The sequence below is a fragment of the Shinella sp. H4-D48 genome (genome assembly GCF_022637395.1).
In the GTDB taxonomy this organism is placed as follows: Bacteria; Pseudomonadota; Alphaproteobacteria; order Rhizobiales; family Rhizobiaceae; genus Shinella; species Shinella sedimenti.
Map to the genome: position 1 here is coordinate 862,842 of NZ_CP093337.1, position 17,433 is coordinate 880,274.

The 17,433-nt window shown below is 61.7% G+C and carries 17 protein-coding genes; 9 read left to right on the forward strand and 8 right to left on the reverse strand.

All coding sequences use genetic code 11. The annotated features are described in order from the left end of the window. Positions 1-39: 39 nt before the first annotated feature. From hydA to MNR02_RS04100, 3 genes are read right to left on the reverse strand one after another with little or no spacing between them, the layout of a single operon-like run. Positions 40-1,494, reverse strand: a complete 1,455-nt coding sequence (gene hydA, locus MNR02_RS04090; protein ID WP_241948177.1) for a dihydropyrimidinase — start codon at positions 1,492-1,494, stop codon at positions 40-42. Beyond that, a complete protein-coding gene (locus tag MNR02_RS04095; protein WP_241948178.1) occupies positions 1,491-1,931 on the reverse strand; it encodes a hypothetical protein in 441 nt (146 codons plus the stop codon). The genes hydA and MNR02_RS04095 overlap by 4 nt, the downstream gene beginning before the upstream one ends. Continuing rightward, complete coding sequence (locus MNR02_RS04100; protein WP_241948179.1) at positions 1,928-3,178, reverse strand: Zn-dependent hydrolase; 1,251 nt, start codon at positions 3,176-3,178, stop codon at positions 1,928-1,930. The genes MNR02_RS04095 and MNR02_RS04100 overlap by 4 nt, the downstream gene beginning before the upstream one ends. Positions 3,179-3,451: 273 nt before the next feature. Here MNR02_RS04100 and MNR02_RS04105 point away from each other — a divergent pair, with 273 nt between their 5' ends. Then, positions 3,452-4,102, forward strand: coding sequence for a TetR family transcriptional regulator C-terminal domain-containing protein (locus tag MNR02_RS04105; protein ID WP_241602391.1), 651 nt, complete (start codon positions 3,452-3,454; stop codon positions 4,100-4,102). Here the strand turns inward: MNR02_RS04105 and MNR02_RS04110 are convergent. Then, entirely contained in the window at positions 4,083-5,306 is a 1,224-nt protein-coding gene (locus MNR02_RS04110; RefSeq protein WP_241948180.1) for an OpgC family protein, read from the reverse strand. The two genes, MNR02_RS04105 and MNR02_RS04110, sit on opposite strands and share 20 nt — an antisense overlap. A gap of 267 nt (positions 5,307-5,573) precedes the next feature. Here MNR02_RS04110 and MNR02_RS04115 point away from each other — a divergent pair, with 267 nt between their 5' ends. Continuing rightward, on the forward strand, positions 5,574-6,212 hold the full coding sequence (locus MNR02_RS04115; protein ID WP_241948181.1) for an exopolysaccharide biosynthesis protein: 639 nt from the start codon (positions 5,574-5,576) through the stop codon (positions 6,210-6,212). Between the two features lie 8 nt (positions 6,213-6,220). Here the strand turns inward: MNR02_RS04115 and MNR02_RS04120 are convergent, their stop codons facing one another. Further along, positions 6,221-6,754, reverse strand: coding sequence for a rhodanese-like domain-containing protein (locus MNR02_RS04120; protein ID WP_241948182.1), 534 nt, complete (start codon positions 6,752-6,754; stop codon positions 6,221-6,223). Next, on the reverse strand, positions 6,751-7,059 hold the full coding sequence (locus tag MNR02_RS04125) for a helix-turn-helix transcriptional regulator (protein WP_241948183.1): 309 nt from the start codon (positions 7,057-7,059) through the stop codon (positions 6,751-6,753). Before MNR02_RS04125 ends, MNR02_RS04120 begins: the two co-directional genes overlap by 4 nt. A 70-nt stretch (positions 7,060-7,129) precedes the next feature. On the opposite strand from MNR02_RS04125, the gene MNR02_RS04130 reads away from it, so the two are divergent. Beyond that, the gene (locus tag MNR02_RS04130; RefSeq protein ID WP_241602426.1) at positions 7,130-7,474 is read left to right on the forward strand and encodes a carboxymuconolactone decarboxylase family protein; all 345 of its coding nucleotides are present in this window, start codon (positions 7,130-7,132) and stop codon (positions 7,472-7,474) included. A gap of 20 nt (positions 7,475-7,494) precedes the next feature. Here the strand turns inward: MNR02_RS04130 and preA are convergent, their stop codons facing one another. Both preA and MNR02_RS04140 read right to left on the reverse strand, forming a co-directional pair. Then, entirely contained in the window at positions 7,495-8,808 is a 1,314-nt protein-coding gene (preA, locus tag MNR02_RS04135) for an NAD-dependent dihydropyrimidine dehydrogenase subunit PreA (RefSeq protein WP_241948184.1), read from the reverse strand. Positions 8,809-8,820: 12 nt separating this feature from the next. Continuing rightward, on the reverse strand, positions 8,821-10,182 hold the full coding sequence (locus tag MNR02_RS04140; protein WP_241948185.1) for an NAD(P)-dependent oxidoreductase: 1,362 nt from the start codon (positions 10,180-10,182) through the stop codon (positions 8,821-8,823). 257 nt (positions 10,183-10,439) lie between these two features. Between MNR02_RS04140 and MNR02_RS04145 the strand changes: the two genes are divergently transcribed. The 6 genes from MNR02_RS04145 (at position 10,440) to MNR02_RS04170 (ending at position 17,405) form a co-directional block, all read left to right on the forward strand. Next, on the forward strand, positions 10,440-11,393 hold the full coding sequence (locus tag MNR02_RS04145; RefSeq protein ID WP_241602436.1) for a sugar-binding transcriptional regulator: 954 nt from the start codon (positions 10,440-10,442) through the stop codon (positions 11,391-11,393). A gap of 177 nt (positions 11,394-11,570) precedes the next feature. Further along, positions 11,571-12,881: a sugar ABC transporter substrate-binding protein gene (locus MNR02_RS04150; protein WP_241948186.1), complete on the forward strand. Its 1,311-nt coding sequence runs from the start codon at positions 11,571-11,573 to the stop codon at positions 12,879-12,881. A 203-nt stretch (positions 12,882-13,084) separates the two neighbouring features. Next, positions 13,085-13,957 carry a carbohydrate ABC transporter permease gene (locus MNR02_RS04155; protein ID WP_241602442.1) on the forward strand — a complete coding sequence of 291 codons (873 nt, stop codon included), beginning with the start codon at positions 13,085-13,087 and terminating at the stop codon, positions 13,955-13,957. Positions 13,958-13,968: 11 nt separating this feature from the next. After that, complete coding sequence (locus MNR02_RS04160) at positions 13,969-14,793, forward strand: carbohydrate ABC transporter permease (RefSeq protein WP_241948187.1); 825 nt, start codon at positions 13,969-13,971, stop codon at positions 14,791-14,793. 13 nt (positions 14,794-14,806) lie between these two features. Continuing rightward, positions 14,807-15,808: an ABC transporter ATP-binding protein gene (locus MNR02_RS04165; RefSeq protein ID WP_241948188.1), complete on the forward strand. Its 1,002-nt coding sequence runs from the start codon at positions 14,807-14,809 to the stop codon at positions 15,806-15,808. A 112-nt stretch (positions 15,809-15,920) separates the two neighbouring features. Then, positions 15,921-17,405: a mannitol dehydrogenase family protein gene (locus MNR02_RS04170; RefSeq protein ID WP_241948189.1), complete on the forward strand. Its 1,485-nt coding sequence runs from the start codon at positions 15,921-15,923 to the stop codon at positions 17,403-17,405. Positions 17,406-17,433: the final 28 nt, after the last annotated feature.

Consider the following 17,433-nt stretch of genomic DNA (forward strand, 5'->3'; position numbering starts at 1 on the left):
AGCCCGCGGCGAGAGGAAGGAAGAAGCGGCGCGCGCGCATTACACGCCGCTCGCCGGAATGCCGTTGCGTTCCACCTTGCGCGGCGCGGTGATTTCCTTCCAGGTCGACAGCGCCTTGTTGACGGCGGCGAAGGGCTCGCGCTTCACGAACTGGCCGTGGCCCTCGCGGGTCTTGACGGTCGATTCCTCGATGGCCACGACACCGCGCGTCAGCGTGTAGCGCGGCAGCCCGACGATCTCCTTGCCCTCGAACACGTTGTAATCGATGGAGGATTGCTGGCTCTGCGCCGAAATCGTCTTCGACCGCTTCGGATCCCACACCACGATATCGGCATCCGCGCCCACAAGGATCGCGCCCTTTCGCGGATAGACGTTGAGGATCTTGGCGATGTTGGTGGAGGTGACGGCGACGAATTCGTTCATCGTCAGGCGGCCGGTGTTGACGCCATAGGTCCAGAGCATCGGCATGCGGTCCTCAAGGCCACCGGTGCCGTTGGGGATCTTGCGGAAATCGCCCACCCCGGTGCGCTTCTGGTCGGTGGTAAAGGCGCAATGGTCGGTCGCCACCACCTGTAGCGAACCCGCCGCAAGGCCTGCCCAGAGCGAATCCTGGTGCTGCTTGTTGCGGAAGGGCGGGCTCATGACGCGGCGCGCCGAGTGGTCCCAGTCCTTGTTGAAATATTCGCTCTCATCGAGGGTCAGGTGCTGGATCAGCGGCTCGCCATAGACGCGCATGCCGTTCTGCCGGGCGCGGCGGATGGCCTCGTGCGCCTGTTCACACGAGGTGTGCACGACATAGAGCGGTGCGCCCGCCATGTCGGCGATGATGATGGCCCGGTTCGTTGCCTCGCCTTCGACCGACGGCGGGCGCGAATAGGCGTGGCCCTCCGGCCCGTCGTTGCCTTCATCGATCAGCTTGGCCTGCATGGCCGCGACCACGTCGCCGTTTTCCGCGTGCACGAGGGGTAGGGCGCCCAAGGCCGCACAGCGCTGGAACGAGGCGAACATTTCGTCGTCGTTCACCATCAGCGCGCCCTTGTAGGCCATGAAGTGCTTGAAGGTGTTGATTCCCTTTTCCTCGACGATTGCCTTCATCTCGTCGAACACCTGCTCGCCCCACCAGGTCACGGACATGTGGAAGGAATAGTCACAGTTGGCGCGCGTCGACTTGTTGTCCCAGCGCTTCAGGGCGTCCAGCAGCGACTGACCGGGATCGGGCAGGCAGAAATCGACCACCATGGTCGTGCCACCGGCAAGGCCCGCACGCGTGCCGCTTTCGAAATCATCCGCCGAATAGGTGCCCATGAAGGGCATTTCGAGATGCACATGCGGATCGATGCCGCCTGGCATGACATAACAGCCAGCCGCATCCAGCACCTCATCGCCCGAGAGGTTCGGTCCGATCTCGACGATCTTCCCACCCTCGATCTTGACGTCCGCCTTGTAGGTGAGGTCGGCGGTGACAACGGTTCCGCCCTTGATGACTGTGCTCATTCTTCCGTCCCTTCATCGTCTTCAAAGCTGCTCGGAAACACACAGATTTCGAGAGAGAAATTCAGGTCTGCCAATAGTCGAATGATGGCGGTGTTGAAGCCTGGGCATATTGCAGCGACCCGCTCTGCATCGAAGTAGATCGCGAGGCTGATCTCGCGGGATGTCCCAACCTGCGCGGCGGCCTCGAACACTGCACGATGACGGTCGATGGCATTCTGCAGGTAATCGCCGGCATCGCCACCCACACCATCCTTTTCGTGCGGATAAAGGACGATGACGTCAGGACCTGTCTTAATTCTCCAGCCGTCGATGCCGGCAGCAAAGTGGTCGATGTCGGACTGCGAAACGCCTTTTAAGCGCATGACGAAGGAGTATTCGATCGTGGCCTTACCGCTTTCATCCGTCACTTTATCATCGTGGGAGACAGGGTGCTTCACTCCGCAATCCCCGCCGTCTCGATCACAGCATGCAGCAGCACGTCCGCACCCGCGGCGGCCCATTCCCTGGAAATCTCCTCCGCCTCGTTGTGCGAGAGACCGCCGACACAGGGGCACATGATCATGGTGGCGGGGGCGACCTTGGCGGCCCAGCAGGCATCGTGGCCGGCGCCGGAGATTATGTTCATGTGGCTGTAGCCAAGGTCTTCGGCGGCCTTACGCACACTGGCGACCAATGTCGGATCGAAGGTGACGGGATCGAAATGGCCGACGGCCTCGACGGAACAGCCGACGCCGAGCGCCTCGCAGATCCTGGGTGCTTCCGCCTCGATGCGCGCGCGCATGCCGTCGAGTTTCGCCTGGTCGGGAGAGCGGATGTCGACGGTGAAGACCACCTTGCCCGGCAGAACGTTGCGGGAGTTGGGCGAGAAGAACACCTGGCCAACCCCGCCGACGGCGCCCGGCTGGTTTTCCATGGCCACGGTCTGCACCATTTCGAGGATGCGTGACATGGCAAGGCCGGCATTGACGCGCAGGTTCATCGGCGTCGAGCCGGTATGCGCCTCACGGCCGGTCAGTGTGAATTCGAGCCACCACAGGCCCTGGCAATGGGTGACGACGCCGATCTGCTTTTCCTCGGCTTCAAGGATCGGGCCCTGCTCGATGTGATATTCGAAATAGGCGTGCATCTTGCGCGCGCCGACCTCTTCATCACCGACCCAGCCGATGCGCTTCAGTTCCTCGCCGAAGATCTTGCCCTCGGGATCCTTGCGGGCATAGGCATAATCCTGCGTGTGAATGCCAGCGAAGACGCCTGAGGCAAGCATGGCTGGCGCGAAGCGGGCGCCTTCCTCGTTCGTCCAGTTGGTAACGACGATCGGATGCTTTGTTCTGATGCCGAGATCGTTCAGCGAGCGAACGACTTCCAGCCCAGCCAGTACGCCGAGCACGCCATCATATTTGCCGCCTGTCGGCTGGGTATCGAGATGCGAGCCGATATAGACGGGCAGCGCATCGGGGTCGGTGCCCTCGCGCGTCATGAACATGTTGCCCATGGTGTCGACGCCCATCGAAAGGCCCGCAGCTTCGCACCAGGTCTGGAAGAGGCGCCGGCCTTCGGCGTCCGCGTCGGTCAATGTCTGGCGATTGTTGCCGCCGGCAATGCCGGGGCCAATCTTCGCCATGTCCATGAGGGTGTCCCACAGGCGGTCCGCGTTGACACGCATGTTCTCGCCGGGTGCGGCCATGTCGTATGCTCCCACGTCTTCGGGCTTTCAAAGCCTCAATTTTGTTCCCGCCGGCCGGCAGCGCTCTTGTTTGTTTTGCGCCTACCGTTCAGTTTCGTCGTCTTTACTTGACAACGGCCTGATAATTTGACCGGTTGGTAAACATTACAGCTTCCGGGGCGGCACTCAAGCCGAAAAACCAAAAACCTTGAAGCTTCGCCCAAGAAAATGGCGGCGACTTAAACTGGTGAATTTTGCGGCACTTTTCTACCGGAGAAGAGGCCGGGAGGCACGATGGCATTACCGAGGGCGGCAAGGACACAACGGCGCACGCGCATCCAGGAGGCCAAGGAGGAGCAGATCCTCGAGGCCGCTCTTGAGGTGTTTTCACTGCATGGGTTCCGCGGGGCAACGGTCGATCAGATCGCCGAGGTCGCCGGCATGTCCAAGCCTAACCTGCTCTATTATTTCCGCACGAAGGAGGCGATGCACCGCGCGCTGATCACACGCGTTCTCGACACCTGGCTCGATCCGTTGCGCGAGTTTGATGCCGGCGGGAATCCCGTCTCGGAAATCCGCTCCTATATTCGCCGCAAGCTGGAGATGGCACGCGATTTTCCGCGCGAAAGCCGGCTTTTCGCCAACGAAATCCTCCAGGGCGCACCGAACATCGAGGACGAGCTGAAAGGGCCGCTGAAGGCACTGGTCGACGAAAAGGCCGAGGTCATCCGAACCTGGGCCAAGGCAGGCAAGATCGCTAAATGCGATCCGTATCACCTGATCTTTTCGATCTGGTCCACCACCCAGCACTATGCGGATTTCGATGTGCAGGTTCGCGCTGTTCTCGGTCAGGACCAGTCCGGTGACGGGCGGTTCGAGGATGCGGCGCGCTTCCTCGAACAGCTTTTCCTCAACGGCCTTCACATCAACGAGCAGCCGACCTAGGCTTGCTGCGCGCCGGCTCTGTCTTTGGCTGACCAAAGAGGTTTGCGGCGATTTGATCGCGCTCGCGCCATAGTGCGGGCAGGGCGAGCAAACCGATGCAGATCACGGCAATCGTCGTCTTGGTGAGCTGGGAAAGCGCCGGGGTGCGCCCGTCGGCGTAATAGACGGCATAAACGATGGCCACGTGCCAGACATAGACCTGCAATGAATGCCGCCCGAGAAGGCGCAGGAAGCGGAGCGTGAAGACGGCCGTGACGATGCCCGCGAGCCTGCGGATCCATAGATTGTGGTGCTTGGGCCCGGCGATCAGCAACCAGGCGAGACCGATCGCGACGGCTGCGAAATTCAGCAGATAGACGGGGCCAAAATCGGCGCGGATCTCCATCGTCGCGAACTTGTCGAGCACGGCCGGCGGCAGCAGATCCCACGCGGTGACGATGCGCAGCGGAAGGAAGAACAGGCACACGGCAAGTGCGACCTTGGGCAGCATCGTCTTTTCCGGCGAGAAGATGCGTGTCCACTCGATCCTGTTCTGCGCCGTGAGCACGCCGATGACCATGGCCGAGAAGAACACGATCTGCCAGCCCAGCATGTTGAAGCTGGCGCGGATACCCTGATCGTCGGTGCCCATGATGAGCGCGTTCAGCGGTTCTGTGAGGAAGCGCTGCAGGCCAAGCTGCGCGGCCATCCAGACGATCAGCGAGCCCGCGAGCACATGGACCCACTTGCCGCGAAGGCAGAGCCAGACGAGCGGCGGGGCAAACAGCATGTAGACGATATATTGCGGCAGGATGTCCATGAAGGTCGGCTGGAAGAGGAAGGTGGCGATGGCCGCCAGCCGCAGCGGCTCGTCGAAATTCGTGGTGCCGAGCCAGTTGTACCAGAGCCTTTGGGCATCGGGCAGGATCATCTGGACAACGAGCACCGCCATCACCGTGCCCATGGCGTAGCGGTAGAGTTCGAAGGCGCGGTCAAACAAGAGCTGCCGGCCCTTCTCATAACCATTCTTGAGCATCTTTCGGGCATAGACCATGCCGATGAGCAGGCCGGACAGGAAGACAAATCCCTGTGCGTCCTCGACAAAGGCGAACTGACGATGGTTGACTTCCATCATCCAGTAACCGCCAACGAAGATCAGGTGATTGATGAGCATGAAGACGAGAAAATAGCCTCGCATGCCGTCGATGATCTCAAATCGCTTCAAAATCCGCGCTCCGCTGAAAACAAGATGCGCCCCTATGGGGGCCGGAACGCGCGGCGCGTATGATCGTTCCCGATAAATTTACCGGCAGCGGGTTTTCGGACGCCCATTGTGGTCATGGATGGAGATGAGGGCCACGTTTCGTCAACGAAATCGCCCTATCGTCCACTCTTCGCGATGGCACTGATGACGTCGAAAAGTGTCATGCCGCACGACGGCACAGGAAAGCCGCAATAACCACTTAGCCAGTGCCACGGAAAAGGAGAAGCAATGACGACAGCGATCGGTTTCAAGGACACGGACCGCAAGACGAGCGAACTGCTCGAGGATATCCTGCATTCCATCAAGGGCGAGCACATCACCCTGCGCGATCTTCTCGCGATGATGGGCGAAAGCGGGCTGCTTTTGCTCTGTGCCTTCCTGTCGCTGCCCTTCCTGTTTCCCGTCTCCATTCCAGGTGTTTCCACCGTTTTCGGTGCGGGTATCGTGCTGATCAGCGCCGCGATCACTGTCAATCGCCTGCCATGGTTGCCGCAGAAGGTCGCCGACCGGCGGCTTGAGAGCGGCAAGCTGCGCCCGGTGCTTCAGCGGGGCGTGACGTTCCTGCGGCGCATCGACCGCTTCTTCAAGCCGCGATTCTCAGGCTTGACGAGCGGTGCGGCCATGAACCGTTTCAACGGTCTCGTGCTGATGGGGGCGGGCCTGCTGCTGATGGCGCCGCTCGGCCTCATTCCCTTTTCCAACACCCTGCCGGGGGTGGCGATCCTGTTGATGGCGGCCGGCATTTCGCAGCGTGACGGGCTCGTTGTGCTGGGCGGCTATGTCATGGTCGTGCTGACCATCGTCTATTTCTCCGCCATCGCCCTCTTGGCCTACAGCGCAGGCCGCAGCTTCAACCTTTTCGGCTGACGGCGCGGTTACGTCGTCCGCCGGTTCCACGGCATCCGCGCGAACAGCAAGGCCATGCCGCACCAGCCGGTGACACCGGCCAAGGCCAGCATGGCGCCTATAATGCCGGCCAGCGCGAAAGCGGCTGTCAGGCCGGAGAAACCCATGAGGATGAGACCTGCGATCAAAAGTCCGATCGTGATCTGCACCTGCCGAAACATAGGCACTGCCGGCTGCCCCGTATTGCCGACGACAGGCAAGCCGGCCGCTTTCCAGGCATTGATCCCGCCTTCGAGATTGTAGATCATGTGCCCGGTGCCGGCTTGTTCCGCTGCAAGGCAGGCGGTCTCGCCGCGGCCACCTTTCAGGCATTGGAAGATCACCTTGCGGCTGGCAGGTATCTGCATGCCGGCAAACGTTGTGCCGACCGAGGCGAGGGGAACCGAGGCGGCGCAGGCGATGTGTTCTGCGCTGAACTCGTCAGGCTCGCGCACATCAAGCAGCATGGCTTCACCGGAGGCAAGCCAGCTTGCCGCCTCTCGCGGGGAAATGGTCTTGGTCATATGCGGTCCTTTCCGCAGAAATGGGTGTAAAGCACAGCCATGATCTCCATCACGGCCGGATGGTCGATGGCGTAGAAAAGCGTGCGGTGATCGCGCCTGTAACGCACGATTCCCTCGTCCTTCAGCTTGGCGAGGTGCTGCGACATCGAGGTCTGCGCTATGCCGGTCTCTTCGATGATCTCCCCTACGCTACGCTCGCCATTCGCAAGTGCGCAGAGAATGAGCAGGCGATGGGAATTGGCCAGCCCCTTCAGGAAGTCTGCGACCGACTCCGCTTTTGCCGGCATCTCCTCGGTGATTGTCATGACAGCCTCTTTACGATTCATGTTTTTATGATATCAATAAAATATGAAATGTAAAGCGCAGGAGCGAACGATGACGAAGGATTACAAGGCAATCACGCGCGATATCGCGGCCTATACGGGCGAATTGCGCAAGCTGGCGCCGGAAGCGATGCAGGGCTTTCATGCGCTTGCGAAAGGGGCGGGCGCCGACGGGACGCTGGACAAGAAGACGAAGGAACTGATCGCGCTTGCGATTGGCGTGACGCAACGTTGCGACGGCTGTATCGGCTTTCACGCGAAAGCGCTGCACGAGCTCGGAGCCACACGGCAGGAGGTCGGGGAAGTTATGGCTATGTGCGTCTATATGGGCGGGGGCCCGGCTCTCATGTATGCGGCAGACGCATTGCGCGCTTACGACCAGTTTGCCGGGGCCTGAGCGGCCCCGGCTGCGTGTCCCTACTCGGCGGCCTGGCGGGCTGCCGGGTTGTTCGGATGCGTCGTCCAGTTGGCGTAGTTCGGATCCACAACCTTGCCGGTGCGCTGGTCCAGCGTGCCGGGCTCCAGCCCGACCATGGTGATGCAGTTTTCAACGGGGCAGACGTTGACGCACAGATTGCAGCCGACGCACTCGTCTTCCATCACCTCGAAATGCCTGACGCCATCCACGAACTGCGTGATCGCCTGGTGCGAGGTGTCCTCGCAGGCGATGTGGCAGCGGCCGCACTTGATGCAGGCATCCTGGTCAATATGTGCCTTGGCGATGTAGTTGAGGTTGAGATACTGCCAGTCGGTGACATTGGGCACGGCACGGCCGCAGATATCGTCGAGCGAGCGGTGGCCTTTGCTGTCCATCCAGTCCGACAGGCCGGATATCATCTCCTGCACGATCTTGAAGCCGTAGGTCATGGCCGCGGTGCATACCTGCACGTTGCCGGCACCGAGCGCCAGGAACTCAGCGGCATCGCGCCATGTCGTGATGCCGCCAATGCCGGAGATCGGCAGGCCGTAGGTCTCCGGATCGCGGGCGATCTCGGCCACCATGTTGAGCGCGATGGGCTTGACCGCCGGGCCGCAATAGCCGCCATGCGTGCCCTTGCCACCGACCGTCGGGTTCGGGGCGAAGTTGTCGAGGTCTACGGAGACGATCGAGTTGATCGTGTTGATCAGCGACACGGCATCGGTGCCGCCGGCCTTCGCCGCGCGGGCGGGCTTGCGGATGTCGGTGATATTCGGCGTGAGTTTGGTGATGACGGGCATGCGGGTGTATTGCTTGCACCAGCGCACGACCATTTCGATATATTCCGGTACCTGGCCGACGGCGGCACCCATGCCGCGCTCGGACATGCCGTGCGGACAGCCGAAGTTCAGTTCGATGCCGTCGGCGCCGGTTTCTTCCACAAGAGGCAGGATCGCCTTCCAGCTTTCCTCCTCGCAGGGCACCATGATCGAGGCGATGAGCGCGCGGTCCGGCCAGTTCATCTTGACCTGCTTCATCTCGCGCAGGTTGGTGTAGAGGTCGCGGTCGGTGATCAGTTCGATATTGTTCAGGCCGAGCAGGCGGCGGTCAGCACCCCAGATCGCGCCGTAGCGCGGACCGTTGACATTGACCACCGGCGGGCCTTCCTCGCCCAGCGTTTTCCAGACTACGCCGCCCCAGCCGGCCTTGAAAGCGCGCTCGACATTGTAGGCCTTGTCGGTGGGCGGTGCGGAGGCAAGCCAGAACGGGTTTGGCGACTTGATGCCGACGAAGTTGTTGCGAAGATCAGCCATGTCTCATCTCCCTCAAGCGACGGCAATCGATGGCTGCGCACCGGCAGCCAGCATGCGGTTGATCGAATCGGCGGCATCGCGGCCCTGCGCGACGGAGGTGACGGTCAGATCTTCGCCGGCCTTCACGCAGTCCCCGCCCGCCCAGACATTGGCGACGGAGGTACGGCCCTCTGCATCGATGGCGATGCGCCCGCTGGCCATGGCGAGCGAACCGAGGCCGGCCGGCTCGAAGGTTTGGCCGATGGCCTTGAAGATCTGGTCGGCGGCGAGCACTCCGGTTTCGCCGGTGCCCGTGAGCTTGCCGTCGCGCATCTCGGTATATTCGACCTCGATGCCGGCGACATGGCCGTCGCGCGCGATGACGCGCTTTGGCTGGAGCCAATGGCGGATCATCACGCCCTTTGACGCTGCGAGGTCCTGTTCGAATTCCGAGGCGTTCATCTGTTCTTTGCCGCGGCGGTAGCAGATGGTCACCTCTTCGGCGCCGAGCAGCTTGGCCTGTACGGCTGCGTCGATGGCGGTCATGCCGCCGCCGATCACCACGACACGCCGGCCGACCGGAACGGTCGCCTTGTCCGCGGCCTGACGCAGTTCGGCGATGAAATCGACGGCATCCACGACGCCGGGCAGGTTCTCGCCTTCCGCCCCGAGTGCGTTGACACCAGACAGACCCATGCCGAGGAAGACCGCATCGAAATTGGCGGTGAGGTCGGAGAGCGTGAAGTCCCGGCCGAGCTTCAGGCCGTTTTTCACCTCGATGCCGCCGATAGACAGCACGTAGTCCACTTCGGCCTGCGCGAAGTCATCGACCGCCTTGTAGGTGGCGATGCCGTATTCGTTGAGACCGCCCGCCTTCTCGCGCGCTTCGAAGACTACCACGTCATGGCCTGCCACGGCGAGGCGATGGGCGCAGGCGAGGCCGGCGGGGCCTGCACCGACCACGGCGATGGCCTTGCCGGTGCGCGCGGCGCGCTCATAGAAGTGCGTGTTGGTGGCGATTGCGACGTCGGTCGCATAGCGCTGCAGGCGGCCGATCTCCACGGGGCGATGCTCGGCGGTGTTGCGCACGCAAACCTGTTCGCAGAGCGTCTCGGTGGGACAGACGCGGGCGCACATGCCGCCCAGAATGTTCTGGTCGAAGATCGTCTTGGCCGAACCGACCGGATTGCCCGTCGAGATCTGGCGGATGAACAGCGGAATGTCGATGGAGGTGGGACAGGCCGTCATGCACGGCGCGTCGTAACAGAAGTAGCAGCGGTCAGCTGCGACCAGCGCCTCGTGATCGTCAAGGCGCGGGTGGAGGTCGGAAAAGTTCGTTTCGTATTCGGTAGGCGCAAGACGCCCCCGATGTATCCCAGACTGCGTCGTTCCCATTGTTATCTCCCATTCGCGTGGGCTTTTTGAATAGGAGAACGGTAACCCAGCTTTATTTTTTTATCAAACGGTAAAACTTCAAAAGAAATGCTGATTTTTCAATGCCTGCCGCAAAAATAAACATGAGTTTTATGGTATTCTTTATGGGTCGTCAGTAACGGCGGCCATGCTTGCTTGCCGTGTCTGCGCCGGCACATGACGTTTGACAGAATGTCCGAAAAGATGCAGCAAATCGCGTGAAACGATTGGGGTGAACGATGGCAAAGCGGACGGAAACAGTCGGACGGCTGGACGATGCGGCAAGAGCCGGATGGCTCTATTATGTGGCCGGCCGCACGCAGGATGAAATCGCCTCCGCCATGGGCATCTCCCGCCAGTCGGCGCAGCGCCTCGTCTCGCTGGCGGTGGCGGAACGCCTGATCAAGGTGCGCCTCGACCATCCCATTGCCGAATGCCTGGAACTGGGTGAGGCGATGCGCAGCAAGTTCGGCCTTACGCATGTCGATATCGTGCCGAGCGATCCGGGCTCTTCCTCCACGACGATCGGCATTGCCGAGGCGGGGGCCGCCGAAATCGAGCGCTGGCTCAAGAAGGCAGATCCTATCGTGCTGGCGGTCGGGACCGGGCGTACGCTCAAGGCGGCCATCGACCAGCTGCCGGCCATGGAGTGCCCCCAGCATCGTATCATGTCGCTGACCGGCAATATCGGTCCCGACGGTTCGGCCGCTTATTACAACGTCATCTTCTCCATGGCCGATGCCGTGAAGGCGCGGCATTATCCCATGCCTTTGCCTGTCCTTGTTTCTTCCAGCGAGGAGCGAGACCTGTTGCATCGGCAAAGCCTTGTCCAGTCGACGCTCAAGCTCGGCCGGGAGGCGGATGTCGCCTTCGTCGGTATCGGCGAACTCGGCGTAGATGCCCCTCTGTGCCTGGATGGCTTTCTCGATCCGGACGAAATGATGCGGCTGATGGAGGAAGGGGCGACCGGCGAGATTTGCGGCTGGATGTATGACGGTGACGGTCGTCTCCTGGAAGGCAGCATCAACGAGCGCGTCGCGTCCGTTCCGCTGCCGTCGCGCGAGACCACCACCGTCATCGGCCTTGCCAAGGGCAAGCGCAAATATGCCGCCCTGCTTGCAGCCCTTCGTGGCCACATGATCAACGGCGTCATCACCGATGAGGCGACGGCCCGCTACCTGCTTGCGGCCTGACCGGGCTTTTCCGCGCCCAACGCTTCATAGCTTTCATAGAAAAATCCCATGAAATTCAACGGGTGTCTGCCCGCATTGTGCGGCGCAGCAACGAATGCCCGTTGACTTTCTTCGTCAGTTTGTGAGTAATTGCCCATGAGCGAAGCAAATGCTCATAAGCTTTCTGGGAGGAAGATGATGAATTTGAGAACCCTTCTGCTGGGCGTTAGCTCGGCTGCTCTCCTGTGCGGTTTCGCCAATGCCGAAACCCTGACCATCGCCACCGTCAACAACGGCGACATGATCCGCATGCAGGGTCTGACGGACGATTTTGCCGCGAAGAATCCGGACATCCAGCTCGAGTGGGTCACGCTCGAGGAAAACGTGCTGCGTGAGCGCGTCACGACTGACATCGCGACGAAGGGCGGCCAGTACGACATCGTCACGATCGGCAACTACGAAGTTCCGATCTGGGCCAAGCAGGGCTGGCTCGTCGCCCTCGACGGCCTCGGCGACGACTACGACGTCGACGACCTGCTGCCGGCCATCCGTGGTGGTCTTTCGGTCGACGGCAAGCTCTACGCCGCGCCGTTCTACGGCGAATCCGCCATGATCATGTACCGCAAGGACCTGTTCGAAAAGGCCGGCCTCACCATGCCCGATTCCCCGACCTGGGAATTCATCGGTGAAGCAGCCCGCAAAATCACGGACCGCAGCTCCGACATCAGCGGCATGTGCCTTCGTGGCAAGGCCGGCTGGGGCGAGAACATGGCGTTCCTGACTGCACTCAACAACTCGTTCGGCGGTCGCTGGTTCGACGAGAAGTGGCAGCCGCAGTTCGATCAGCCGGAGTGGAAGACATCCCTCCAGTTCTACGTCGACCTGATGAAGGATGCCGGCCCGCAGGGCGCCTCTTCCAACGGCTTCAACGAAAACCTGACGCTCTTCCAGCAGGGCAAGTGCGGCATGTGGATCGACGCGACCGTGGCTGCGTCCTTCGTGTCCAACCCGAAGGACTCGACGGTTGCCGACAAGGTCGGCTACGCGATCTTCCCGGACACGGGCAACGGCAACCATGGTCACTGGCTGTGGTCCTGGAACCTCGCCGTTCCCGCAAGCTCGACCAAGGCGGAAGCCGCGCAGAAGTTCATCGCCTGGGCAACCAGCAAGGGTTACACCGAGCTAGTCGCCAGCAAGGAAGGCTGGGCAAACGTTCCTCCGGGCACGCGCACCTCGCTCTACAAGAACGCCGACTACGAGAAGGCAGCACCCTTCGCAGCGCCGACGCTTGCTGCCATGGACGCGGCCGATATCACCAAGCCGTCGGTCAAGCCGGTGCCCTATACGGGCGGCCAGTTTGTCGCCATTCCTGAATTCCAGGGTCTCGGCACGACGGTCGGCCAGCTCTTCTCGGCGGTGCTTGCCGGCCAGTCCTCCGTGGACGACGCGCTCGCACAGGCCCAGACGGCGGCCGTGCGCGAAATGACCCGCGCCGGCTACATCAAGTAAAATCCTCCTCCCCAAGGACAGGCTGCCCGGAATGCGTTCCGGGCAGCCTCTGGAAGGGCAGTCTCTTCCGGCGCGGGACGCTTGCCGCAGCTCGCGCCGGCTCAATAAAAAACAAGTGACAAGAACATTTGGGTTCCACCCAATGCGGGGAAGCGAAACCTGTCCGGCGTTTTGGCGCGCCGGCAAACCGGGAGGTCACGATCATGGCGACGGAGAATACGCGCGGTCTTGCGCGTCTAATGTTGGCACCCTCTGTGGGCCTGCTTCTGATCTGGATGATCGTGCCGCTGGCCATGACATTGTGGTTCTCGTTCCAGAACTACAATCTTCTGAACCCGGCGAATGTCAGCTGGACAGGTCTCTTCAATTATAAGTTCTTCTACACGGATCCGGCCTTCTTCCAGTCTATCTGGAACACGCTGCTGATCGTCGGCGGCGTGCTGCTGATCACAGTCATCGGCGGCATCGGCATCGCGCTCCTGCTCGACCAGCCGATGTGGGGCCAGGGCATCGTGCGCATCATGATCATCTCGCCCTTCTTCGTCATGCCGCCGGTGGCCGCATTGGTCTGGAAGAACATGATCATGCATCCCGGCTACGGGGTGCTTGCGGATATCAACCGCGCCTTGGGCTTCCAGCCGATCGACTGGTTCGCACAGTTCCCGCTGCTCTCGATCATCATCATCGTCGCCTGGCAATGGTTGCCGTTCGCCACCCTCATTCTGCTCACGGCGCTCCAGTCGCTCGATGGTGAGCAGAAGGAGGCGGCTGAAATGGATGGCGCGGGCTTCGTGAGCCGCTTCGTCTATCTGACGCTGCCGCATCTGTCGCGTGCCATCACGGTCGTCATCCTGATCCAGACGATCTTCCTGCTCGGCGTCTATGCGGAAATCCTCGTCACCACCAATGGCGGGCCGGGCTATGCCTCCACCAACCTTGCCTTCCTGATCTACCGCACCGCGCTTCTGGGCTACGACGTCGGCGGCGCATCGGCGGGCGGCATCATCGCGGTCATCCTGGCCAATATCATCGCCATCTTCCTGATGCGCGCTGTCGGCAAGAACCTGGACAAGTAGGGAGAAACGTCATGGCACGAGCAGTCTCGACCCGCCGCATGGCCGTGGCCACCGCCGCCGCCTGGATCATCGCCCTCATCATCTTCTTCCCGATCCTCTACACCATCATCACCTCGCTGAAGACGGAGACGGAAGCGATCAAGGGTTTCAACCTCATCCCGTCCTTCACGCTGGAAAGCTATGTGACGGTGCAGACGCAGAGCGGCTATCTGAAGCCGTTCATGAACTCGGTGGTCATCGCGGTCGGCTCCACGATTCTCGCGCTCTTTGTCGCCATACCGGCGGCATGGTCCATGGCGTTCTCGCCGACGCGGCGCACCAAGGACATCCTGATGTGGATGCTCTCCACCAAGATGATGCCCGCCGTCGCCGTGCTGGTACCGATCTACCTCATCTTCCGCGATTTCGGCCTGCTCGACACGCGCATCGGCCTGACGGTCATGCTGACGCTGATCAACCTGCCGATCGTCGTGTGGATGCTCTACACCTACTTCCGCGAGATTCCGGGCGAAATCCTGGAAGCGGCGCGCATGGACGGCGCCTCGCTGTTCGACGAGATCGTGCATGTTCTGACGCCAATGGCGGTGCCGGGCATCGCCTCTACACTCCTGCTCAACATCATCCTCGCCTGGAACGAGTCGTTCTGGACGATCCGCCTGACGACGACGAACGCCGCTCCGCTGACGGCCTTCATCGCGTCGTTCTCGAGCCCGCAGGGTCTCTTCTGGGCGAAACTATCGGCGGCATCGACGCTCGCCATCGCCCCCATCCTCATCATGGGATGGTTCTCGCAGAAACAGCTCGTCCGCGGCCTGACCTTCGGCGCCGTGAAGTAAGGGGAGGGAACTCATGGGCAAGATCATCCTGAAAAAGGTCAACAAGTCCTTTGGCGCGACGCAGGTCATTCCGGGCATCGACCTGACCATCGAGGATGGCGAATTCGTCGTTTTCGTCGGCCCGTCGGGCTGCGGCAAGTCCACGCTGCTGCGTTTGATCGCGGGCCTGGAAGACACGACCTCCGGCACCATCGAGATCGACGGCAAGGACGTGACATCGGCGGCGCCCGCCAAGCGTGGCCTTGCCATGGTGTTCCAGTCCTATGCGCTCTATCCGCATATGACGGTGCGCAAGAACATCGCCTTCCCGCTCAAGATGGCGAAGGCAAGCCCCGAGGTGATTGAAAAGAAGGTGGCGGAAGCGGCGCGCGTGCTGAACCTCACCAACTATCTCGAACGCCGTCCGGGCCAACTTTCCGGCGGTCAGCGTCAGCGTGTGGCTATCGGCCGTGCGATCGTGCGCGAACCGTCGGCTTTTCTCTTCGATGAGCCGCTGTCCAACCTAGATGCGGCCCTGCGCGGCACAATGCGGCTGGAGATCAGCGAACTGCATCACCAGCTGAAGACCACGATGATCTACGTGACCCACGACCAGGTCGAGGCCATGACCATGGCCGACAAGATCGTGGTGCTGAATGCCGGCAATATCGAGCAGGTCGGCTCGCCGCTCGATCTCTACAACAAGCCCGACAACCTCTTCGTCGCCGGCTTCATCGGCTCGCCGCGCATGAATTTCGTCAAAGGTGAGTCCGCGAAGCCGTGGAATGCGCCGACCGTCGGCATCCGCCCCGAGCATATCAAGCTTTCCAAGGATGCCGGCACCTGGAAGGGCGTCGTCGGCGTGGCCGAGCACCTCGGCTCCGACACGTTCCTGCATGTAAATGTCGAGGGTATCGGCATGCTGACCGTTCGCGCCGACGGCGATTTCATCGTCACCCACGGTGACGTCGTCTACCTCACTCCGGACGACAGCCGCATTCACCGCTTCGACGAAAGCGACAAGGCGATCCGATAGGGGCACGCGGCATCGGTCGGGCGTAGCGAAAGCCCGCGCCTGCCCGATGAGCGAAACCGCATCGCGTCGGACCTGCACAAGCATTGACCGGAGCAAACCGGAAGGAATGACCATGACCACGAAACTGTCGCTCGCCACCCTCAAGGACGTCTCAGGCACCGCCAGCGTGCCTTCCTATGACCGCGGCAGCCTCAAGGCCGGCATCGTCCATTTCGGCGTCGGCAATTTCCACCGGGCGCACCAGGCGATCTATCTCGACGATCTCTTCAATCTCGGCCGCGATCATGACTGGGCAATCGTCGGCGCCGGCGTCCTGCCGTCCGATGCGGCCATGCGCGACAAGCTGGCCGGGCAGGATTTCCTGACGACCGTGGTCGAGCAGGACAACAACAGGTCCGGCGCGCGCGTAACCGGCGCGATGATCGATTACCTTGCACCCGGCAATGCCGCCGCGACCATTGCGGCGCTCGCCGATCCGGCGATCCGGATCGTCTCTCTGACGATCACCGAGGGCGGTTACTTCATCAACCCCGCATCCGGTGTCTTCGATCCGACCCATCCCGCCATCGTCGCGGACGCGGCCGATCCCGCCGCGCCGAAGACCGTGTTCGGCCTCATCCTCGCCGGCCTGAAGGCCCGCAGGGATAAGGGTATCGCGCCCTATACGGTGATGTCCTGCGACAACATTCCGGGCAATGGCGAGGTCACGCATGCGGCTGTCTCCGGCCTTGCCCGCCTTTCCGATCCTGATCTTGCCGACTGGATCGATGCCAGCGTTGCCTTTCCGAACGGTATGGTCGACCGTATCACGCCGGCCACCGGCCCGCGCGAAATCGGTATCGTCGCGGACGACTACGGCATTGCGGATGCCTGGCCGGTTTTCTGCGAAGAGTTCAAGCAGTGGGTGCTGGAGGACAACTTCCCTGAGGGACGCCCGGCGCTCGAAAAGGTCGGCGTGCAGTTCGTGCCCGACGTCGCGCCTTACGAGCACATGAAGATCCGTATCCTCAATGGCGGTCATGCAGCCATCGCCTATCCGGCCGCGCTGCTCGATATTCATTTCGTGCACGAGGCGATGGAGGACGCGGATATCCGCGCCTTTCTGGCCAAGCTGGAGCGCGAAGAGATCATTCCCGTGATCCCGCCGGTGCCGGACACCGACCTCAACGATTATTTCGCGCTCATCGAACATCGCTTTTCCAATCCCAAGATCGGCGACACCATTCCGCGGCTTGCACAGGACGGCTCCAACCGTCAGCCCAAGTTCATCCTGCCGTCGACTGCCGACCGGCTTTCGCGCGGCGAGGATGTCGTGGGGCTTGCACTCGTGTCGGCGCTCTGGTGCCACTATCTGGCCGGTACGACGGACAGCGGCAAGACGATCGGCTTCAACGATCCCAACATCGACCGCATCCATGCCGCCGCTCTGGCCGCCAGGGAAAATCCGGCCGCGTTCCTGGAACTGAAGGAGATCTTCGGTTCTGTGGCGGATTCCGAACTCTTCCGCCGACGTTTCTCGAACGCGCTGCAAACCCTCCAGCGCAAGGGGACGCGGGCGACGCTGAAGCTCTATCTGGAAGGTAATCTGGCAAACTGAAAGATCGTGGTCGATCCGGGCCTTTTCA